This is a genomic window from Streptomyces sp. NPDC033845, from assembly GCF_055576225.1.
Genome location: NZ_JBVIRI010000008.1, coordinates 353508 through 374569, shown reverse-complemented (window position 1 = coordinate 374569; position 21062 = coordinate 353508). Strand labels below are relative to the sequence as shown.

The 21062-nt window shown below is 74.8% G+C and carries 14 protein-coding genes and 1 pseudogene; 12 read left to right on the top strand and 3 right to left on the bottom strand.

The window, feature by feature from the left end; genetic code table 11:
* Positions 1-139: 139 nt before the first annotated feature.
* A pseudogene (locus tag ACZ50K_RS20230) lies at positions 140-265 on the top strand (SMP-30/gluconolactonase/LRE family protein); the annotation flags it as partial.
* A 15-nt stretch (positions 266-280) separates the two neighbouring features.
* On the opposite strand, the gene ACZ50K_RS20225 reads toward ACZ50K_RS20230, so the two are convergent.
* Entirely contained in the window at positions 281-2158 is a 1878-nt protein-coding gene (locus ACZ50K_RS20225) for a glycoside hydrolase family 15 protein (RefSeq protein WP_468904706.1), read from the bottom strand.
* A gap of 379 nt (positions 2159-2537) precedes the next feature.
* Here ACZ50K_RS20225 and ACZ50K_RS20220 point away from each other — a divergent pair, with 379 nt between their 5' ends.
* The 8 genes from ACZ50K_RS20220 (at position 2538) to ACZ50K_RS20185 (ending at position 12938) form a co-directional block, all read left to right on the top strand.
* Positions 2538-3317 (top strand): AfsA-related hotdog domain-containing protein, encoded by a 780-nt coding sequence (locus tag ACZ50K_RS20220; RefSeq protein ID WP_468904703.1) that lies wholly within the window; start codon positions 2538-2540, stop codon positions 3315-3317.
* Positions 3314-3985: a methyltransferase family protein gene (locus ACZ50K_RS20215; RefSeq protein ID WP_468904701.1), complete on the top strand. Its 672-nt coding sequence runs from the start codon at positions 3314-3316 to the stop codon at positions 3983-3985. The genes ACZ50K_RS20220 and ACZ50K_RS20215 overlap by 4 nt, the downstream gene beginning before the upstream one ends.
* 7 nt (positions 3986-3992) lie before the next feature.
* Entirely contained in the window at positions 3993-4721 is a 729-nt protein-coding gene (locus tag ACZ50K_RS20210) for a nitroreductase family protein (RefSeq protein ID WP_468904698.1), read from the top strand.
* Positions 4714-7626 carry a PEP/pyruvate-binding domain-containing protein gene (locus ACZ50K_RS20205; protein WP_468904696.1) on the top strand — a complete coding sequence of 971 codons (2913 nt, stop codon included), beginning with the start codon at positions 4714-4716 and terminating at the stop codon, positions 7624-7626. The genes ACZ50K_RS20210 and ACZ50K_RS20205 overlap by 8 nt, the downstream gene beginning before the upstream one ends.
* Positions 7619-8860, top strand: coding sequence for a cytochrome P450 (locus ACZ50K_RS20200; RefSeq protein ID WP_468904694.1), 1242 nt, complete (start codon positions 7619-7621; stop codon positions 8858-8860). The genes ACZ50K_RS20205 and ACZ50K_RS20200 overlap by 8 nt, the downstream gene beginning before the upstream one ends.
* Positions 8857-9756, top strand: coding sequence for a hypothetical protein (locus tag ACZ50K_RS20195; RefSeq protein ID WP_468904691.1), 900 nt, complete (start codon positions 8857-8859; stop codon positions 9754-9756). The genes ACZ50K_RS20200 and ACZ50K_RS20195 overlap by 4 nt, the downstream gene beginning before the upstream one ends.
* Complete coding sequence (locus ACZ50K_RS20190; RefSeq protein ID WP_468904688.1) at positions 9753-10811, top strand: ketoacyl-ACP synthase III family protein; 1059 nt, start codon at positions 9753-9755, stop codon at positions 10809-10811. The genes ACZ50K_RS20195 and ACZ50K_RS20190 overlap by 4 nt, the downstream gene beginning before the upstream one ends.
* A 192-nt stretch (positions 10812-11003) precedes the next feature.
* Entirely contained in the window at positions 11004-12938 is a 1935-nt protein-coding gene (locus ACZ50K_RS20185; RefSeq protein WP_468904686.1) for a glycoside hydrolase family 15 protein, read from the top strand.
* Positions 12939-12967: 29 nt separating this feature from the next.
* On the opposite strand, the gene ACZ50K_RS20180 is transcribed toward ACZ50K_RS20185, so the two are convergent.
* Complete coding sequence (locus ACZ50K_RS20180) at positions 12968-14374, bottom strand: amidohydrolase family protein (RefSeq protein ID WP_468904684.1); 1407 nt, start codon at positions 14372-14374, stop codon at positions 12968-12970.
* A 143-nt stretch (positions 14375-14517) separates the two neighbouring features.
* Positions 14518-17298, bottom strand: a complete 2781-nt coding sequence (locus ACZ50K_RS20175) for an alpha/beta hydrolase (protein ID WP_468904681.1) — start codon at positions 17296-17298, stop codon at positions 14518-14520.
* A gap of 252 nt (positions 17299-17550) precedes the next feature.
* Between ACZ50K_RS20175 and ACZ50K_RS20170 the strand changes: the two genes are divergently transcribed.
* The 3 genes from ACZ50K_RS20170 to ACZ50K_RS20160 are packed head-to-tail and all read left to right on the top strand — an operon-like array spanning position 17551 to position 21055.
* Entirely contained in the window at positions 17551-19227 is a 1677-nt protein-coding gene (locus ACZ50K_RS20170; protein ID WP_468904679.1) for an NAD(P)/FAD-dependent oxidoreductase, read from the top strand.
* The gene (locus ACZ50K_RS20165) at positions 19224-20705 is read left to right on the top strand and encodes an ATP-binding protein (protein WP_468904677.1); all 1482 of its coding nucleotides are present in this window, start codon (positions 19224-19226) and stop codon (positions 20703-20705) included. Before ACZ50K_RS20170 ends, ACZ50K_RS20165 begins: the two co-directional genes overlap by 4 nt.
* Positions 20702-21055 (top strand): UBP-type zinc finger domain-containing protein, encoded by a 354-nt coding sequence (locus tag ACZ50K_RS20160; protein WP_468904675.1) that lies wholly within the window; start codon positions 20702-20704, stop codon positions 21053-21055. The genes ACZ50K_RS20165 and ACZ50K_RS20160 overlap by 4 nt, the downstream gene beginning before the upstream one ends.
* The last annotated feature ends 7 nt before the right edge of the window (positions 21056-21062 follow it).

Here is a 21062-nt window from a genome sequence, read left to right as displayed (position 1 = left end):
CCGACACGTGGCGGCCGCCCCCACCCCGCTCTTCCCCCCCGCCCCCGCCCCCCCCCCCCGGGCCCCGGCCCCCCCCCCCCCCCCCGCCCCCCGGGGGGCCCCCCCCCGGGGGGGGGCCCCCCGGCCCGTCGACGCACTTGTGCCCAACACGGTCTCCAACATCCGCTTCGGCGGCCCCCGGAGGAACCGTCTCTTCATCACGCCCGACGACACGCTCTACTCGCTGGTCATGGCGGTCAAGGCGGCTCCGGGGGCCCCGGCCTGAGCCTGCGGGGCGGGCTCAGGCCGGCGGGGCCGGCGGTGTCGGCAGCGGGGTGCCGTCCGTGCCCAGCAGGGCCATCAGGACGATCGCGTCGGTCCAGCCGAGCGGCACCACCGCCTTGGGGCGGCCGTCGGCGGACACCGTCTCCGGCAGCTCACCGAGCGAGTTCCGCTTGGACAGCACCCAGTCCACCACCCGGCCGCCCCGGGCCCGGTCGCCGAGATGGGACCAGGCGACCGCGAAGAAGGAGGTGCTGGCCGTCCAGGTGACGTCCCCCCACCGGGTGTCCGGGTCGTCGCCGGGGACCAGGCCCCCGTTGGGCCGCAGCAGCGCCGCCCACGTCCCGTCCAGGGCGCCCGGGAGGTCGGCGGGGGAGTGGTTGAACGGGGGTGCCATGAAGGCGGCGGCACTGTCGCGGCCGTGCAACCCGTCCGGGGTCCGCGGATAGCCCAGGGGCGCGAACTTCTCGGCGATGCCCGCTGACAGGCGGCGGGCGGCCTCGCTCCAGCGGGCGGCGTCCTCGGTGCGGCCCAGGCCTCGGGCCAGGTCGGCGGAGGCGTTGAGGCCGGCCAGCAGCGGGGCCGCGGTGCCGATGTTCACGGTCGTGGTCGGCAGTTCCCAGTAGTCCGGGGAGGCGGGCGGCAGCCCGTCGGGGCCCAGGGTGCCCGCCGTGTGGTCGGCGGCCTTGCGGACCATCGGGTAGAGGGCCTCCAGCCGTCCGGTGCGGTCCCGTTCGGGGGCGGTCCGGTACCACTGCCAGACCGACCACGGCACCCAGCCGTTGGCGTCCAGCTGCCAGGGCCGGTCGTCCGGGGTGCCCGACCCGTCCAGCCGGGTGCGGGCCTCCCAGGTGCCGTCCGGGCGCTGGGTGCCGGCGTTGTGACGGAGGATCCGGTACGCCTCCTCGTCGTGCCCGGTGTGCGCGAAGGCCGCCGAGGCGAAGCTGGAGTCCCGGGGCCAGGAGAAGTCCCAGAACGGATACCAGGCGGCGGCGAAGGAGCCGTTCGGCTGGAGCAGCGCCCGCATCGACAGCAGGGCCCGCTCCGCGGCCTCCCGGCGGGGTCCTCCCCTGCCCGGGACCCGGCCGGAGGCCAGCCATTTCCGGGAGGCGGCGATCTGGTCCAGGGCCGCCGGATCACCGGCCCGTACGACCACCGAGCGGCTCGCGCCGTCGGGCAGGTACCGCCAGCGGCCCGAGGGCAGCTTGAGCACATGGCTGCCCGTCACATACCGGGCGCCGACGGCGAAGGGCGGGCGGACCGCCTCCGTCACCGTGCCGTTCGAGAGCAGCCCCGAGCCCCGCTCGGGAAGGTCGGCGGGCATGTAGCAGGCCTCCGCTTCCCCGCAGCGCTCGCTGCCGGTCGGATTGACGAAGAACGCCAGCCGGCCCCCGCCGGCCCGCCAGCCGCCCTTGGTGCCGTGCTCCCAGCTGCGGCCCGCGCCGTCGGTCTTCCGGCGGGTGCCGTACCAGGTGACCGGCTTGGCGCCGGTGCCGTCGGCCCGGGCGACCAGGTAGTAGGTGGTGTCCCGGTGGAGCGGCCTCCAGAGGTCGAGCTCCAGCCATCCGGTGCCCGCCCCGCCCAGCTCCGCCAGGTCGACCGTACGGGAGGTGAGCGCGGAACCCGCGTCGTCCAGGACCCGGCGGACCTCCACCCGGAGCCGGCCGGTGCCCGCGCCGTTCTTCAGATAGAGGCTCACCCGTGAGAGGCGGCCGTCGCCGGTCCGGAACTCCTGTGCCGCGGCGCCGCCCGCGGCGGCGATGTCGTAGAGGGCCGCGTCGTGCAGTGCCTGCCCGTCGCGGACGTCGGGGGCGTCGGCCCCGACCGGGGCGTTCACGGCGCACAGGGCGGTGGTCAGAAGAGCGGTGGCCAGTACAGCGGATCTCGTACCCGTCATATCGTCTCCCTTCAGGTGAGGGATCAACGACGGGCGGCACGGACGGTAGCGCGGCGGAGCCTGTCGTTCCGCTATCCGTGGGGAGTCGGGGATCGGGCCGGGCCGGACCGGGTCGGTCAGGATCGGTCCACCGACGCACCGGCCGGCGGGCCCCGCAGGGTAGGGCCGCGGGCCGTCCGTCGCCAGCCTTGATTTCCGGGCCCCGGTTCCGCATGTCAACGAGGGGCGGGATCACGCCAATTGCCGGTTTCGGTGAAAGTGCAGGACTTCCCCGGTTTCCCTTGATCAAACAACTGATCGATGGCTACCGTCATCGCTCATGACATCTTTGGCAGATCGTACGTTACGGGCATCTCATGCCATTCCGATTCCGCTCGGGGTGGACCCGGCAGACCGCTGCTTCTTCGACCACCCGCTCGACCACATACCCGGAATGCTGCTGGTCACGGCCATGCTCGACCTGGTCCGCGAGGAACTGCGGCAGGCGGCCGGAGAAGGCCTCGGCCGCCTCCGGGTCTCCCTCACCTTCGACCGCATCTGCGAACTGGGCGAACCCGTGGTCCTGCACCGCGACCCGGTGCCCGCGGAGGCCGGCCCCGCCTGGCGGATGCGCGCCGAACAGTCCGGCGCCGACGTCTGCCGGGCGGTCATCGGCCTCGGCCGCACCCCCGGGCCCGCGCGTCCCGCCCCCGGGCGGGCACCGTCCGCACCGGGCCCCGACGGGCCCGCCGACGCGGCCCTGGTCCACCGCCGGCACCCCGAGAACGTGATGCTGGGCGCCCCGCGCCGCACCGAGCAGGCCGCCGTGCTGGTGCCGCCCGCCGGACACCGGCTGGACGGCGGCCCGGGCCGTCCCTACACCCCCGACGCGCTGATCGAGTCGGCCCGTCAGATGGCCACCCTGCTGGGACACACGGCGCACGGCCGCGAACCGGACGACCAGATGCTGTGGCTGGCCCTGGAAGCGGATGTGCCCACCGACCTCCCGACCTCCGTCCCGCTCGCGCTGCGCTGGGAGTTCGCCCCGGCCCGGGGCGCCCGCGCCCCCTACCCGCTGGCCCTGGTCGACACCCGCAGCGGCGAGCGGCTCGGCCGCATCGAGATCGTCGTCCACACCCTCAGCCGCACCCGCTACCAGGAACGGAGGGCCGCCAAGTGACCACCCTGGAGCCCGGCACGACGGGACACCGCCCCTCCCTGGCCGTCCAGGCCCCCCGGCTGCTGTTCGTCGCCGCCACCGCCGCCGTCACCACCGGAACGGTGGTCCACCTCCGGCACGCCGGCGACACCCTCGACCTGGTCGCCGGACTGCTCGCCGCCTGCTACCTGGCCTGGCTCGCGGTCGAGATCCCCGTCACCTTCCGCAAGTCGACCGCCCCGCCCAGCGAATCGGCCAGCCTGCTGCTCTACGCCACCGCCCGGATCGCCACCGTCTCCGCCGGGGTGCTGGGCCCGCTGCCGTGGAACGGCTGGTCCTGGGCCCTGCTGCTGCCCGCCCTGGTCTTCGTCGGCGGAGTGGTCCTGCGACAGGTCGCCATCCGCACCCTGGGCCGCTTCTACTCGCACCACGTCATGCGCCAGGAGGACCACCGGATCGTCACCTACGGCCTCTACCGCTTCATCCGGCACCCCGCCTACGCGGGCATGCTGCTCGCGCACATCGGGTTCGTGGCCTTCTTCCTCAACCCGGTGAGCGTGCTGCTGCTGGTGCTGCTCGCCGCCGCGATCACCTACCGGATCCGCACCGAGGAGCGGATGCTGATGAACATCCCCGGCTACCCCGACTACGCCGCCGGTCACGCCCGACTCGTCCCCGGGATCTGGTGACCGCCCGATGCACACGACCGCAATGACCCGCACCCGGGCCGCCGAGGCCCCGGAACACGATGCGACGGAGTCCCCGTACGTGCTCTCCCCCGACGAACTGCTCACCACCACCCGCTCGGTGCGCCGCCGGCTGGACCTCTCCCGACCGGTCGACCTCGACCTCGTCAAGGAGTGCCTGGAGATCGCCCTCCAGGCGCCCAACGGCGGAAACACCCAGCGCTGGCACTGGCTGGTGGTCACCGACGAGGGCCTCCGGGCCCGGATCGGAACCCTCTACCGGCGGGCCTTCGAAAGCCACTACCCGCCCGCCGAACTCCCCACGGACACCCCCGAACAGGCCGCCCACGCACGGATGATGGACAGCGGCCGACACCTCGCCGGCCGACTGCACGAGGTCCCCGTCCTGGTGATCCCCTGCGTGCAACTCCGCGGCGGGGAACTGCCCGCGGGCAGCCAGGCGAGCCTGTGGGGATCCCTGCTCCCGGCCGCCTGGAGCTATATGCTCGCCGCCCGCTCCCGGGGACTGGGCACCGCCTGGACCACCGTGCACCTGGACGCCGAGCAGGAGGTCGCCGAGCTCCTGGGCCTGCCGGAGGGAGTGCGCCAGGGCGCGCTGATCCCGACCGCGCACGTCCTCGGCGAGGGCTTCCGGCCGGCTCCGCGCCGCCCCCTGGAGGACGTACTGCACCTCGACGGCTGGACCGCACGCCCGCGGGGCGGTGAGCTCGGTGACTGAGACCGTCCACGCCGCCGCCCCCGCCCCCGCCTCCGCCGAGGTGCTGACGGCCGGGGCCGGGGAGACCGGGGCGCTCGCCGACGTCGGCCGGGTGGGCCACAAGTTCGCCCGCCAGGAACTGCTGCGCCGGGCGGGGTTCCCGGTCCCCGCGTTCTTCAGCCTGTCCGCCGAGGCCTTCGACCGGGCCCTGGACGCGGTACGGCCCGCCCTGCCCGAGGCCGGCGGGCCGCAGACCGATCCGGACACTGGCGGGGAGGCCGACGGAGCCGCGGTCGAGGCCTGGTGTGCGGCCGCGCATCAGGCCCTCAGCGGATCGGTGCTCCCGACCGCCCTGGCCGAGCGGCTCCGCGCCGAGTTCACCGCCCTGGTCGGGGCGGACGGACTCGTCGCCGTCCGGGCCTGCGTGGTCCCGGCCGCCACCTCCGACGGACCCGACGGACCCGACGGACCCGGTGAACACGACGGACCCGACACCGCCATCGGTGAGGACAGTGCCGTCGACCCCTTCGCCGGGATGAGCGACAGCTTCCTCTACGTGGACCTGGCCGGTCTCGCCGAAGCCGTGGTCCGCTGCTGGGCCTCCGCCTTCAACCCGCAGGCCGTGCGCTACCGGATGTTCCGCGGCCTCGACCCGAGGAAGGCCCGGGTCGGCGTGGGCATCCAGCGGATGGTGCCCGGCACCCGCTCCTTCGTCGCCTTCACCCGCGACCCCCGGGACGGCTCCCACCGCCATCTGATCGCCGCCGCGCACGGCATCGGCGAGGGGGTCGTCCAGGAGAAGGCCGACGTCGACCACTTCTTCCACGACCCCGCCACCGGCCGCGTCACCTCGGAGACCGTGCTCAAACGCTGGGCCGTGGGCCTCCCGGAAGGCACCGCCTCCGGAGACCCGGTACTCCTCCCGGTCCCCGCCGAACTGGCCTCCCGTCCGGTCCTGGACGAGGACGAGGCCCGGGCGGTGGCCGCGCTGGCCGCACGGGTGGAGGAACTCTTCGGCGTCCCGCAGGACATCGAGGGCACCATCACCCCCGACGGCACCCTCCACCTGGTCCAGGCCCGACCGCTGGTCACCGCCCCGCAGGCGGGCCCGCCGGCCGGCCCGGACGGCGCCCGCTCCACCGTGTACTGGGGCAACCACAACATCACCGAGAGCTTCCCCGGCACCTCCGGGGCGCTCACCTACTCCCAGTCCCGTGAGTTCTACCGCCGCTCCTTCGGCGACCTCTACCGCCGGATGGGCGTCCCCGCCCGCCGGCTGCGGGAGAACGCCCACCGGCTCGGCCGGATGGTCGGCTATCTGGAGGGCCAGGTCTACTACCGGCTCGACGACTGGCACCGGCTGCACGGCCAGATGCCCATGTTCGAGCTGGTGCGCCACCACTGGGAAGCCTCCATGGGCATCACCGGCCCGGCCCGCGGCAGCCGCGCCTGGTCCCCGCTGCGGGTGGCCCGCTCGGTGCCCCGGCTGGTCTGGCGCACCGCCGCCCACCCCTGGCAGGTCCACCGCTTCCTCCAGTGGTGGGACCGGCAGATGGCCGAGATCAACGCCGTCGGCGACACCCCCGAGGAACTGGTGGCCCTCTACCGCCGGGTCTGGGACCGCGCCGAACGGCAGTGGGGCGTCACCCTGGTCAACGGGCTGATCGCCCTGGTCGTCCTCCGCTCCGGCACCGCCCTGCTGCGCCGCTGGACCGGCCTCGGCCCCCAGTTCTTCATGACCCTGATGGTCGGCGGCCGGGAGAACCGCTCCCTGGAAGCCGTCCGCGCCGCCATGGACCTCGGCGAACTCGTCGGCTCCATACCCGGGTTGCGGACCGCCGTACTGGAGGGCGAGGACCCCCGGCAGGTGTGGGAGGAACTCGCCGCCGGCCGCCACGGCACCGAGGTGGCCGAGGCGGCGCGGGACTACGTGACCCGGTACGGGGACCGCGCCCTGCACGACCTGAAACTGGAGGAGCCCACCCCCCGCCAGCAGCCCTGGACCGTGCTCCCGCTGATCCGCCCGCTGATCCGCCAGGGCACCACCGCCGCCGCCAACCGCGCCGAGGAACGGGCCGCCGCCGCCCGGGCCCGGGAACGCCTGCGCGAGGCCTGCCCGGGGCCGCTGCGCCGGGGCGTGCTGCTGGCCCACGCGGCCCTCGCCAGGGACCTGGCCCGGGTCCGGGAGGACACCCGCTTCTGCCGCACCCAGCTCTTCGGGATGTCCCGCGAGGTCATGTGGCGGCTGGGCGCCGAACTCGCCCGCACCGGGGTGCTGGACGACCGGCTCGACGTCGCGGACCTGACCGTCGAGGAGGTCATCGGGGCCTTCGACGGCACCGGAACCGTCTCCGACCTGCGGGCCCTGGCCGCCCTCCGCCGTACCGAGCGGCTGCGCTGGGCCGGAACGGAGCAGCGGCCCCCGCTGCTCGGGGTGCCCGGGGAGCTCCCGCTGGCGCGCGCCCTCCCGTACGCCGTACCGGTACGGGCCGACGACGGGCCCGACGGGCAGCTGCTGCGGGGCATCGGCTCCAGCGGCGGGGTGGTCCGCGGCCGCGCCAGGGTGGTCCTCGACCCCGGCACCGAGCCCGACCTCGCCGGGGACCGGATCCTGGTCGCCCGGGAGACCGACCCCGGCTGGCTGTTCCTGATGATGTCGGCCAAGGGGATGGTGGTCGAACGCGGCACCCTGCTGTCGCACACCGCGATCACCGGCCGGCTGCTCGGCGTGCCCACCGTGGTCGCCGTGCCCGGGGCCACCCGGGCGATCCCCGACGGCGCCTGGGTCGAGCTCGACGGGGGAGCCGGCACGGTCCGGCTGATCCCCGAACCCGCCGGGGCACCCGAAGAGGCCGAACCCGCCCGAGCGCCCGAAGGGACCGAGCCGGACGGGCCGCGGGCCGACGGGGGTGGGCGCGATGAGTGAGCCGGACCGCTTCCCCTTCCCCGCCACCCCCGGGGTCCGGCCCCCGGCCGCCTACCAGGAGCTGCTCGCCGACGGCGCCCCGCACCCCGTCCGGCTGTCCAGCGGGCAGCCGGCCCTGCTGATCACCCGCCACCAGGACGTGACCGCGGTCCTGGGCGACGACCGCTTCAGCCGGGCCGGCTACGCCGCGCTCGCCCGGCCGCTGCTGGCCCGCGACAGCGACTCCCTCCCGCTGGTCACCGCCGACGCACCGCACCACACCCGCCGCCGGCGGGCGGTCCTGCCCGACTTCACCGCCCGCAGCGTCCGCCGGCTGCTGCCCCGGCTCGAAGCGATCGCCGAACGGCTGCTGGACGAGCTCACCGGCGCAGCCGACAGCGGCACCGCGGAACTCGTGGGCGGCTACACCGTGCCCTTCCCGCTCCAGGTCATCTGCGAGGTCCTCGGCGTCCCCTTCGAGGACAGCGCCCGACTGCGCCGGGAGGTGGACGTCCTGATGTCCACCTCGGGGCACACCCCGGAGGAGGCCGCCGCCGCACAGGCCCGGATGGACGGCTACTTCGACACCCTGGTGACCGCGAAACAGCGGGCCGCCGAACGGGGCGAACCCGCCGACGACCTCCTCACCCGGCTGATCACCCGCCCCGACGACCCGGACCGGCAGCTGTCCCGGAAGGAGGTGCTGGCCCTCGGCTCAGGCATGCTGATGGCCGGCTACGAGACCACCGGCAACTCCTTCGCCATGTGCGTCCTGCTGCTGCTCCGGCAGCCCGGACTCGCCGACCGGCTGCGCGCCGACCCCGGCCGGATCCCCGGCGCCGTGGAGGAGATGCTCCGCTGGACCTCGCTCAACAACACCGGCGGCATCCCCCACCTGGCCACCGAGGACACCGTCCTGGGCGGCTGCCCGGTCAGGGCGGGACAGATCGTGGTGCCGCTCACCGACGCCGCCAACCTCGACCCGGCCCGGTTCGCGCACCCCGACACCTTCGACCCCGACCGCCCGGACCTCACCCACCACCTCGCCTTCGGGTACGGCCGCCATCTGTGCCTCGGCGCCGAACTCGCCCGCGCCGAACTCCGGATCGGCATCGGAGCCCTGCTCCGCCGCTTCCCCGTCCTCGAACCGGCCCTGCCCGACGAGGAACTGGACTGGCGCCGGACCATGTTCATCAACGGGATCTGGGAACTCCCGGTCCGCTGGGCGCGGCAGACGGGACGGGAGGGAACGTGATCCGCCGTCTCGGCCTCTTCGTCCGCGGCAGCTATCCGCTGCCCCTGTCCGCCGTGATCGCCGCGGCCTGGGCCGTCGGCGTGACCGGACTCTTCGCCGCCGCCGACCCCCGGGCCCACGACTGGCGGCCCGGCTGGGGCACCGCCGTCGCCGCCGTCACCGTCGCCGTGGACCTGCTGCTGCTGCGGGCCGCCGACGATCTGCGGGACCTCCCGTACGACCGGCTGCACAACCCCGGCCGGCCGCTGGCCCGGGGTGCCGTGCTGCCCCGGGACCTGCTGGTGCTGGCGGGCGCCGGAGCGGCGGGCCTGCTGCTCCTCAACGCCGGCGACCGTCCCGCCCAGCTGCTGCTGGCCGCCCAGTTCGCCTACACCGCCCTGCTGGTGGGCACCGAGCTGCGGACCGGCTGGCCGCCCGGGGACCGGGTGGTGCTCAGCGTGCTGCTCAGCGCCCCGATCCAGATCGGACTGAACCTCTACCTCTACGCCGTCCACCTCGGGGACACCGGGCTGACGGCCTCCGGACGGTACGCGCTGCCCGTGCTGCTGGTGGTGGTGCTCGCGGCCACCCACCACGAACTGGCCCGCAAACTGGTCCGCCGGCCCGGCGCACACGAACGCACCTACGTGCACGTGTTCGGGCTCCGGACCACCACCGTGCTCGCGGTCGGATTCGCCGCGGCCTCCGCGGCGGCGGCACTGGCCGTGCTGCGCCCCTGGACCGCCGGCCCGGCCGCCTGGGGCTGGCTGGTGCTGGCGCCCGCCGTCCTGGTCCTCGCCGCCGCCTGGCGGTTCACCCGGGGCGGCCGGGCGCGCTGGCCGCTGGGCGCCACGATCGGCTATCTGCCGACCGCATTCACCTGCTACCTGCTGATCGGCCTGGGAGTCACCTCGTGAAGACGGACCACCTGTACATCGCCGGGGCCGCCGCCCGGATCCCGGAGCTCTTCCCGGTCGCCGAGGCCGTCCGCCGCGGCTGGTACGACGCCGGGCGCGCCGAGGCCGAGGGCTGGACCAGCGTGTCCATCGCCGGGGACCTGCCGGCGCCCGAACTCGCCGCCGAGGCCGGGGTCGACGCCCTCAAGCGGTCCGGGCTGGGCAGCGACCGGATCGCCCTGGTGCTGCACTCCGGTGTCTGGCACCAGGGCCCGGAGGGCTGGTACCCGGCCAACTACGTCCAGGACCGGGTGGTCGGCGGAAACGCGCCGGCCATCGGCATCCAGCAGGGCTGTACGGCGGTCCTGGACGGGATCCGGCTCGCGCACGGCTACCTGTCCACGGACCCCGGCGCCACGGCGGCCCTGGTGACCGCCTCGGACAACTTCGGCACCCCGCTCGTCGACCGGTGGAACTACGCGGACGGCTGGGGCTCCGGCCGCGGTTCGATCCTCGGCGACGCCGGCGGTGCGGTGGTGGTGTCCACGGAGGGCGGCCCGCTGCGGATCCGGGCCCTCGCCACCTCCTCGCTGTCCTCCTGGGAACACCTCTACCGGGGGGACGAGGCCATGTACCCGCCCCCGGTGACCGAGGGCACCGAGGCGGCCCTGGGGCGGCGGATGGCCTCCTACGTCCAGCGCCGCGACCCCGAGGGCGGGCTCCTGCAGGCCGTCACCCGCGATCTGGCCAGGGCCCGTACGGCGATCGCCCGGCAGGTCATGGAGGAGGCCGGGGTGGGTCCGCGGGACATCACCCGGGTCACCCATGTGTTCACCGGGCACCCGCGCTATCTGGCGAACCTGCTCCGGCCGCTGGGCATCGGCCCGGAACGCGGACTCCTCGAACTGGGGCGGGCGCACGGCCATCTCGCCGCCAGCGACCACGTCCTGGGCCTCACCCACCTGGTGGAGACCGGTGCGGTGTCCCCGGGCGACCACATCCTGATGATGGCCAACGGCGGCAGCATCTCCCTGGCCGCCGCGGTGGTGGAGGTGCTGGAGCGCCCCGGCTGGTGAGGCGCGCCGCGCGGTGCCGGTGGGGCGGCCCGCCCACCGGCACCGCGCGGCGGCGGGCGGCCACTTGGTGTGCCCGGACGGATACACGGGGTGTCCGGGCGGGTACACCAGCAAGGGATCCCCCCTCGTTTCCCGCCGACTCCGCCCGTCCGCGGACGGGCGGAGTCCCCGTGCGGAAGGACCAGGCCCTTGATGCCACAGTCCCTGCATGCGCTCGTCCCCTTCATGGCCCTCTCCCTGCTGAGCGCCCTCCCCCCGGGCCGCCCGGCCGCCGCCCCGCCCTACGACGGCCAACCCCGGCACGGCACCGCCCTGTTCAGCGTGAAACACCCCAACAACGCCGCCGCCCAGGCCTTCACCACCGGCAGCCGGCAGATCACCCGGGTCAGCGTCTACGTGGCCGGCCAGGCCGCCACCGGCCGGATCACCGCCCAGATCCGCCGGGTCCGGGCCGACGCGGGCTCGGCCATCGCCACCAAGACCCTCGACCTGGCCGCCGTCGGCGGTGCCGGCGCCGGCTGGCTGGAGTTCCCGCTCACCGCCTCGGTCACCCCCGGCACCACCTACTACCTGCACCTCCAGGCGACCACCACCGAGAACAGGCCGATCGCCTGGCACGGCACGGTGGCGGCCGTGCCGAACTCCCTGACCAGCTGGAACTACGACAAGGCCTACTGGGGCGGCTGGCACCCCTACACCTCCCGGCTGGCCTTCCACATCAACCCCACCGGCGGCGAACGCTGCGGGGAGACGGAGACCTGCTACGTCCCCGCCGCCGCCCTCGCCGCCCGCACCTCCGGGATCCTCAGCAACCGGACCGCCACCGAGGCCGTGCTGCCGCAGTTCGCCGTCGGCGCCTCCTACGTACCGGACAGCCACGTGCTGCGGCTGCCCTCCGGCCGCTGGCGCCATCTCCCCGCGGGGGCCGCCAAATCGGCCGTGGTGCCCGCCGGGGACCCCGGCGCGCAGGCCCAGGTGGACGAGGCGCGCCGCTGGCTGGCCGCCGGCACGGTGCCCGGCACCACCGACGTCCAACGGGCCGCCGCCCGGCGGGCGCTGCTGTCGATGCGCGCCCTGCTCCAGCCCAACGGGGCCTTCGCCGCCGCCTGGTCACCGGCCTGGCAGTACTCCTGGCCCCGGGACGGCGCCTTCGCCGCGGTGGCCTTCGCGGCCACCGGGCACACCGAGGAGGCCCACCGGATCCTCGGCTACAACGCCCGCACCCAGCGCGCCGACGGCACCTGGGAGGCACGGACCGAGCTGGACGGCAGCGGCCCCCCGGACGGGCGCCCCTGGCAGCTCGACGCCAACGGCTGGATCCCGTGGGCCACCTGGCAGTGGTACCGGGCCGCACCCCGCGGGGACCGGGACGACCGGCTGCGCGCCCTCTACCCGATGGTGGCCAAGGCCGCCGACCGGGCCGCCCGCTCCCTGGGCGCGAACGGGCTCCCGCCGGCCTCGCCGGACTACTGGGAACTGCCCACCGACGGCACCAACATCGGCACCGCGGCACCCCTGCTGGCCGGACTCAACGCCTCCGCCGACCTGGCGGCCGGCCTCGGCCGGAACGCCGACCGGGAGCGCTGGGCGGCCGCGGCGGAACGCCTCTCCCAGGGCATCGCCCGGCAGTTCGCCCCGCGCGGCTACCCCCGGACCGCCGACGGCCGGCACGGCCGGGACAGCGCGGCGGCGTTCATGGCCCCGCCGTTCGGGCCCGCGCCGGCCGGTCTGCGCGCCGCCCTGGACTCCACGTACAAGGCGCTGCTGCTGCCCAACGGCGGGCTCACCCCGGGCAACGACCCGGACCACAGCTGGGGTCCGTACGCCTGGACGGCCAGCACCTCCTTCTTCGCCCTGGCCTGGTCGCACCTGGGGGAGAAGGCCAAGGGGGAGGCGGTCCTGGGCTGGGTGCTGTCCCGGCGGAACGGGCTGGGCGAACTTCCGGAGACGGTCAACGGGGCCGGCCGGCCCTCGGCGGTGGCCCCGCTCGGCTGGACGGACGCCCTGGTCCTGATGTCCCTGCGCGGATTGCAGGGGACCCCGCTGCCCACCCCGCCGTACCGCCCCGCCGCGGCCGGCGGGGCGGGCGGGGCGGGCGGAGAGGGCGGGCCGGGCGGCGGGGGCTGACCGGCGGGGGCCGGTCGGCGGGCTGACGGTCAGGTCCTCGCGCGGATCCGGGCGGCCGCCCGTTCGGCCTCCCGGACCACCTCCGCCGGATCGACCCCGACCAGCCGTCCGCCCGACTTGAGCGGCCGTCCGTCCACGAACACCGCCCGGACGTTGACGGGTTGGCCGCACAGGACGATCTGCCCGACCCAGTCCACCCGGGGCGCGAAGTTGAGCGCGGCCGGGTCCAGGACGATCACGTCCGCGCGTTTGCCGGGGGTCAGCGAGCCCACCCGGTCGTCCAGGCCGACGCACTCGGCGCCGCCGAGGGTGGCCATCCGCAGCACCGCCTCCACCCCCGGATGGATCCCGGGGTCCTGGTGGAGCGCCCGCTGGAGCCCCATCGCGGTCTTCATCAGCGCGAACATGTCGGAGGTGTCGTTGGAGCCGCCGTCGTGGCCCAGCCCCGTCTTCACCCCGCGGGCGTGCAGGGCCGGCAGCGGCATGATCCCCGAGGCCAGCCGCATGTTGCTGAGCGGGCAGTGGGCGACCCGCACGTCGCGTTCGGCGAGCAGCGAGATCTCCCCGGCGGTCAGGTGCACGGCGTGGTTCAGCAGCAGGTCCGGGCCGAGGGCGCCGGCGCGGCGCAGGGCCCCGATCGGGTCGTCGCGGCGGTCCCCGGGGTGCTCCAGGACGTGCGAGTTGAGCATCACCCCGGCGTCCCGGGCCATCGCGCGGTACTGCCGCAGCGGGCCCAGCACGGCCTGCTGGGCGTGCACCGACAGCTGGGCGGAGGCCAGCGGGAGCGGGTCCAGCAGGTGCTTCTTCACCCGGGCCAGCCGGTCGTCCTCCGGGGAGTCCTGGGCCATCGCGTAGGCGAACCTCAGCCCGCTGTCGTCCAGGGCCCGGACGTAGTGCTCGCTGGTCTCGTACGGGACCGGGTGCACCCAGTCGACGACGGTGGTGACCCCGGTCCCGAGCAGGTCCAGGGCGGCCGGCCGGACGAACCGGTACATGTCCTCGGGGGTGATCGCGGCGAGGGTGGGGCGGTGGCAGCCGCCGAGCCAGCCGTAGAGGTCCTGGTCGGCGCAGCCGCCGCGGATGCTGGTCTGCCACAGATGGCTGTGGACGTCCACGAACCCGGGCATGACCAGCTGCCCGGAGACGTCGGTGACGCGGGTCCCCGGCGGTGCCGCCAGCCGGTGGCCGACGGCCGCGACGGCCCCGCCGCGCAGCAGCACGTCGGCGCCGCGCAGGATCCCCAGGGTGCCCTCGCCCAGGGCGGGGTCCATGGTGAGGACCAGTTCGGCCCCGCGCAGCAGGGTGTCACCGCCGCGTCCCCCGCCGCCCGGCCACCGGTCGGGTCCGGAGGAGCGGGACGGGGCGGCGGCGGCCAGCGGCACGCCGGCGAGGCCCGCGAGGACTCTTCGTCGGTTCGGGTGCGCAGGAGGTGTCATGAACGGTGTATCCCGCGCGGTGGTGCCCCGCGCAAGGCGGATTTCCGGACAACGAAACCGGCGTTCCGAAAATCTCGCGGCCGGTGGGGGCCGCCGCCCGGCCCGGCCCGCCGAGGGGGGCGGGCCGGGCGGCGGGTCCGGGATCAGCCCGCGTCGCGGACCGTTCCGGTGAGGACCGGGCCCGGGCGCTGCTCCCAGGTCTCGTCATAGGTGAACAACTGGGCCCGCAGGGACTCCGGGGCCTCCCGCAGGGTGTCCTTGGCGATCGGCACGGCCACGTCGGCGGTCAGCTTCCCGGCCGGGACGTACACCGACAGGGCCGGGTAGTCGGACACCTTGGACAGCGGGCGCACCGGGGTCGGCTTGGCGCCGAAGGTGTCGGCGAGCCAGCGCGGGTCCACGTCCGCGGTGGAGAGCTCCGGGCCCTTGGCTACCGGCTGGAGCATGAGCTCGCCCACGATGTCCGCGTCGGCGGGGGCGGACAGGGTCAGCCGCCAGGTCAGCTTCTTGCCCTCGTCGGCCGTCGCGGCGGCCGGGGTCACCTTGACCGTGGGCATCGGGTCGTCGTTCTTCGCGGTCACCCCGCCCCGGTGGGAGCCGACGACCACCCCGTGCACCGCCTTGACGAAGGCGTCCTGCGAGGTGTCGTAGCCGAAGCGGGTGTTGCCGCGGACGGTCACCGGCACGTCGATGTCCTGGCCGCCAGGACGGACGGTCACGGTGCGGACGGTGGTCTCCTCGGTGCCCGGCTTGGGCACGAACAACCGGACCTGGCCGCTGCCCTTGCCGGTGACCGTGACCGGAATCCGGTAGGTCCGGACCCCGCTCCGGCCCTCCTCGACCGTCAGCCGGCCGATGTCGACGCGGGGCAGTACGGCGGCGGTGACGGCCGGCAGCCCCGGCTTCCAGCCCCAGGCGTCCATCAGCCAGGCCTTGCCGGAGCCGGTGCGCGGGACCAGCTCCAGGGACCGGACCTGCTTCAGGTCGAGTCCGGCGCGCACGGCGGCCGCGAGCGGCACCCGGATCTCGCGCGCCCAGTGGGAGGTGGTCCGGTCGGTGCCGGGGAGTCCGTCGGCGCCGGCGGCGCCGAGGACCGCGCGCCGCCCGCCGGCGTCGACGAGCGCCACGTCCAGCTTGGTGCCGGTGGTGTTCGGCGGCACGATCAGGCGCAGGGCCAGGGACTCCGAGCCGGCCAGCGAGACCGGCCGGGCGGGGCGTACGGCGACGGTGCCGCCCGCCTTGGTCCAGCGCAGCGCGACGGCCTCACGGCCGGGCTCGGTGGGCACCTCCCAGTTCGCGAAGTGCGGGGAGCGCCCGTCCTTCTCCGGGTCCAGGCAGGCCCGGGCCGGGTCGGTGTCCACCTGGGCGCAGAGGCGTCCGCCGGTGACGGTGAGCGGGGAGCCCGGCAGGAAGCCCTGGCCCCGGTTGCCGCCGACGGCGTGGGTGAGCACCCGTGCCGGGCCGGCGGAGGGCGCCCGCCGGCCGGTGCCGTCGAGCAGCGGGCGGACCCGGTCGTCGCCCTCGACGAAGACCCGGGCGGCCGCGGCGATGTAGGCGGCGCCGGCCGTCTGCTGCTGGGCGGCGGTCAGCCGGGTCTTCTTCCCCACGCCGCACACCGCGTCGGGGGCGTCCTCGTCCCAGAAGTCGTCGTTCGCCGGGGCCTTGGCCTGCCCCGGGGTCCACTCGGTGTTGAAGAAGTTGTGGTTGGCGCCGATCACGTACGCCGAGCTGTGCAGGGCCGCGCCGCGGCTGATCCCGCGGGTGCCGTCGGCGTAGATCTGGCCCTGGAGGTCGGAGACGTCGCCGTCGCAGCCCGGCAGCAGGGTCAGGGAGGGCACGTCGGGGGCCGGGTTCTGGCCGAAGACGGTGGGTCCGATCAGCACGTTGCCGCGGATCTTCCAACGCACGGGGCCGCGGGCGCCGTCCTGGTCCGCGGGCGCGGGGTAGAGGCTGTCGAGGGCGGCCCGGTTGACGCCCTCGCCGCCGCGGGAGTGGCCGACCAGCATGACCTTGGAGAGGTCGGCGGGGGAGGCGGCGCGGACGGCGGCGGGCGCGCCGGCGCGGTCCGCGGACCAGTCGGCCCAGCGGGCGAGGTGCTGCCGCACCAGCGAGGAGCGGGCCTGGGCGCCGCCGTCGTCCGCGGCGTGGTCCTGTGCGTTGATGCCGTTGGCGGCGATGGACAGGGTCACATAGCCCTGTGAGGCCAGGAGCTTCTGGGCCTGGAGGTAGCCCTGCTCGCTGGGGATGGGCTTCATGCCGCCGGTGCAGGGCCAGTCGCCGCTGGTCCGGCCGTCCGCGCTGTAGCAGGTGGAGTGGCGGCCGTGCAGGAAGAGGGCCACCGGCCGCTTGCCGGGGGCGTCGGCGGGGCCGACGACGGTGGCGCGCATCTCCACCGGGGCCGGGAATCCGGGCAGTTTCACCGATTTCAGGGTGTATTCCCCGCGGACGGTCCGGTACTTCCCGGGCACGCCGGGGTCCACGGAGTTGACCGGAAGCGGGGCCTCCAGTGCGGTCCGGGGCGGCAGTTCGCGGCCCAGCGGGGCGCGGGCGGGCTTTCCGGCGTCCAGGCGCCGGCCCCCGGCCAGCACTCTGAGGTCGCTTCCGCCGCCCACCCGGACCCCGTCCAGGGCGAGCCGGAAGGTGCGGCCGTCCGGGGCGGCCTCGGGCCGGCCGAGCAGCCGGTCCCCGGCCAGGAACTCGACCCGGGCGTCGCCCATGGGCACGGACCGGTCGGCGGTCCATTCCAGGTGCCGTCCGGCACCGGTCCCGGTGATCCGCCAGCCTTCGGGGAGGTCCCCGTCTCCCCGGTCCGCCAGGGCGGTGGGCGCGCCCGCCGCCGGCTGGGCGTACGCCGTCCCCGGCGTCGCGGCTGCCAGTGCGAGCACCGCCAGGGCGGCGGTCGCCACACGTGTGACACGTATCAAGGTGGTCGTCCTCGTCATCGGTCTCGGAAGGGGGACGCCCGGGGGTCGCCGGGGTGTCCCTTTCGATCTCGGAGGACGGCAACCACGTTGTCGGGGTTGCCTCTTGAAGAGCACTTTGTGATCGGATATCTCCGAACGGGTCCCGGGAAGCGGACCCGGGCGTTCGAACCTACGATGGACGGGAGCCGGGCGGCGCGGGCGGCACTCCGTGCCCGCACCGGACCGGACCGCACCGCTCCGGGCAGGAGACGTATGGCAGAGGTGGCCGACACACCGCGGACCGTCATCCTCACCGTGGACGACGACCCGGGGGTCTCCCGCGCCGTCGCCCGCGACCTGCGCAAGCACTACGGCGCCGGGTACCGGATCGTGCGCGCCGAGTCCGGCGAGTCCGCCCTGGAGGCGCTGCGCGAGCTCAAGCTGCGGGGCGATCTGGTGGCCGTGATCCTCGCCGACTACCGGATGCCGCAGATGAACGGCATCGAGTTCCTGGAACAGGCCCTCCACGTGTACCCGGGCGCCCGCCGGGTCCTCCTCACCGCCTACGCCGACACCAGCGCCGCCATCGACGCGATCAACGTGGTCGACCTCGACCACTACCTCCTCAAGCCCTGGGACCCGCCCGAGGAGAAGCTCTACCCGGTCCTGGACGACCTCCTCACCGCCTGGCGGTCCAGCGACTACCGGCCGGTACCCGCCACCAAGGTGGTCGGACACCGCTGGTCGGCGCCCTCCTCGCTGATCAGGGACTTCCTCGCCCGCAACCAGGTGCCCTACCGCTGGTACTCCTCCGACGAACCCGAGGGGCGCCGGCTGCTGGAGGCCGCCGGGGCCGACGCCCAGCGGCTGCCCCTGGTCGTCACCCCGGACGGCACCGCGCTCAGCGAACCGGCGCCCGCCGAACTGGCCGCCCATGTCGGCCTCGCCACCGAGCCGGCCGCCGAGTTCTACGACCTGGTGGTGATCGGCGGCGGCCCGGCCGGCCTCGGCGCGGCCGTCTACGGGGCCTCCGAGGGGCTCCGCACCGTCCTGGTCGAGCGGTCCGCGACCGGCGGGCAGGCCGGCCAGAGCTCCCGCATCGAGAACTACCTGGGATTCCCCGACGGGGTCTCCGGAGCCCAGCTCACCGACCGGGCCCGCCGCCAGGCCGGCCGGTTCGGCGCCGAGATCCTCACCGCCCGGGAGGTCACCGGGCTGGAGACCTCCGGCCCCGCCCGGGTGGTCCGCTTCTCCGACGGCTCGGCCGTCGCCGCGCACAGCGTCATCCTGGCCACCGGAGTGTCCTACCGGCAGCTGCCCGCCCCGGGCTGCTCGGACCTGACCGGCCGGGGCGTCTACTACGGCTCCTCCCTCACCGAGGCCTCCTCCTGCCGGGACCAGGACGTGTACATCGTGGGCGGCGCCAACTCCGCCGGACAGGCCGCCGTGTACCTGGCCCGCGGCGCCAAGTCGGTGACCCTGCTGGTCCGCGGCGACTCCCTGACGGCCTCCATGTCGTACTACCTGATCCAGCAGATCGAGGAGGCCCCGAACATCTCGGTGCGGCCCCGGACCGTCGTGGAGTCCGCGCAGGGCGAGGAGCACCTGGAACGGCTGACCCTGCGGGACGTGACCACCGGCGAGAGCGAACTCGTGGACGCGCAGTGGATGTTCGTGTTCATCGGCGCCGCCCCGCTCACCGACTGGCTGGACGGCACCGTGCTCCGGGACGAACGCGGGTTCATCCTCGCCGGCCCCGACCTCACCCCGGACGGCCGGCCGCCGGCCGAATGGCCGCTGGACCGTCCTCCGTACCACCTGGAGACCAATGTGCCCGGTGTGTTCGTGGCGGGCGACGCCCGCGCCAAGTCCGCCAAACGGGTGGCCTCCGCCGTCGGCGAGGGGGCCATGGCCGTGATGCTCGTCCACCGGTACCTGGAGGAGTCGTGAGCGGGCAGGTCCTGCCCTGCGACCCCGGGGAGATCGGCACCCTGTTCCTCTTCGAGAAGCTCACCCCCGAACAGCTCGGACGGCTGTGCTCCGAGGGCGTGGTGGAGCGGTTCGAGCCCGGACCGGTGTACACCGAGGGCGACCCGGCCACCTGCTTCTACGTGATGATCGAGGGCACCGTGGTGCTCTCCCGCCGGGTCGGCGGCGACGACGTGGAGGTCAGCCGCACCTCCCAGCGCGGGGTGTACTCGGGCGCCATGCAGGCCTACCTGGGGGACCGGGTCCCGCAGACCTACAACAACTCCATGCGGGTCACCGAGGACACCCGGTTCTTCGTGCTGCCCGCCCAGTCCTTCGCGGGCGTCATGCGCGAATGGTTCCCGATGGCCGCGCACCTGCTGGAGGGCCTGTTCTTCGGCTCCCGGAACACCCAGCGGGCCATCGGCCAGCGCGAACGCCTCCTCGCCCTCGGATCGCTGTCCGCCGGCCTCACCCACGAGCTCAACAACCCGGCCGCCGCCGCGGTCCGGGCCACCGCCACCCTCCGCGAACGGGTCGGCCGGATGCGGCACAAGCTCGCCGTCATCGCCCAGGGCTCCTACTCCCGCGAGGCCCTCGCCGACCTCATCGAGATCCAGGACCGGACCGCCGAACGCGTGGCCAAGGCACCGACGCTGACCCCGCTGGAGGCGGCCGACCGGGAGGACGAGGTCTCCGACTGGCTGGAGGACCACGGCATCCCGGAGGGCTGGCGGATCGCGCCCACCTTCGTCCAGGCCGGGCTGGACACGGACTGGCTGGACCAGGTGGCCGCCACCGTGGCGGAGGACATCCTGCCGGGGGCCGTCGGCTGGCTCAACTACACCGTCGAGACCGAGCTGCTGATGGACGAGATCGCCGACTCCACCACCCGCATCTCCCATCTGGTCGACGCCGCCAAGCAGTACTCCCAGCTGGACCGCGCCCCCTACCGGGTCGTCGACGTCCACGAACTCCTCGACAGCACCCTGCTGATGCTGTCCGGCAAGATCGGCCGCGGGATCCGGGTCGCCAAGGACTACGACCGGACCCTCCCCGACGTCCCCGCCTATCCGGCGGAGCTCAACCAGGTGTGGACCAACCTCATCGACAACGCCGTCTTCGCCATGGGCGGCGCCGGCGGCGAGGGCACGCTCACCGTCCGCACCGCCCGGGAGGGGGACCGGCTGCTCGTGGAGTTCCGCGACACCGGCCCCGGGGTCCCGGACGAGGTCCGCAGCCGGATCTTCGACCCCTTCTTCACCACCAAACCGGTCGGCGAGGGCACCGGGCTCGGACTGGACATCTCCTGGCGGATCGTGGTCAACAAGCACCACGGCAGCCTTCAGGTCGAGTCCGAACCGGGGGACACCCGCTTCCAGGTCCTGCTGCCCCTCACCGCCCCGGAACCCGAGACCGACACCGACACCGCGACCGAGACCGCCGAGGAGTCCGAATGACCGACATCGCCGGAATCGACCCCAGCGTCCCGCCCAGCGGCACCGGCTGCGTCGAATGCGACGAGGCCGGCGGCTGGTGGGTCCATCTGCGGCGCTGCGCCCAGTGCGGCCACATCGGCTGCTGCGACTCCTCCCCGGCCCAGCACGCCACCGGCCACTGGAAGTCCACCGGCCACCCGCTGGTGCAGAGCTTCGAACCGGGCGAGGACTGGTTCTGGGACTACGCCAGGAACGAGACGTACGAGTCCGGCCCCGCGCTGGCACCTCCGGACGGCCGCCCGGCCGACCAGCCCTCGCCCGGACCGGCCGGCCGGGTCCCGGAGGACTGGATGCGCCGGCTGCACCCCTGACCGGACG

What these genes read in the sequence shown, in the direction of transcription:
- ACZ50K_RS20225 (WP_468904706.1), bottom strand. Translation starts at nt 2,158, where the DNA reads ATGACGGGTACGAGATCCGCTGTACTGGCCACCGCTCTTCTGACCACC.
- ACZ50K_RS20210 (WP_468904698.1), top strand. Translation starts at nt 3,993, where the DNA reads ATGCACACGACCGCAATGACCCGCACCCGGGCCGCCGAGGCCCCGGAA.
- ACZ50K_RS20200 (WP_468904694.1), top strand. Translation starts at nt 7,619, where the DNA reads ATGAGTGAGCCGGACCGCTTCCCCTTCCCCGCCACCCCCGGGGTCCGG.
- ACZ50K_RS20185 (WP_468904686.1), top strand. Translation starts at nt 11,004, where the DNA reads ATGCCACAGTCCCTGCATGCGCTCGTCCCCTTCATGGCCCTCTCCCTG.
- ACZ50K_RS20180 (WP_468904684.1), bottom strand. Translation starts at nt 14,374, where the DNA reads ATGACACCTCCTGCGCACCCGAACCGACGAAGAGTCCTCGCGGGCCTC.
- ACZ50K_RS20170 (WP_468904679.1), top strand. Translation starts at nt 17,551, where the DNA reads ATGGCAGAGGTGGCCGACACACCGCGGACCGTCATCCTCACCGTGGAC.
- ACZ50K_RS20160 (WP_468904675.1), top strand. Translation starts at nt 20,702, where the DNA reads ATGACCGACATCGCCGGAATCGACCCCAGCGTCCCGCCCAGCGGCACC.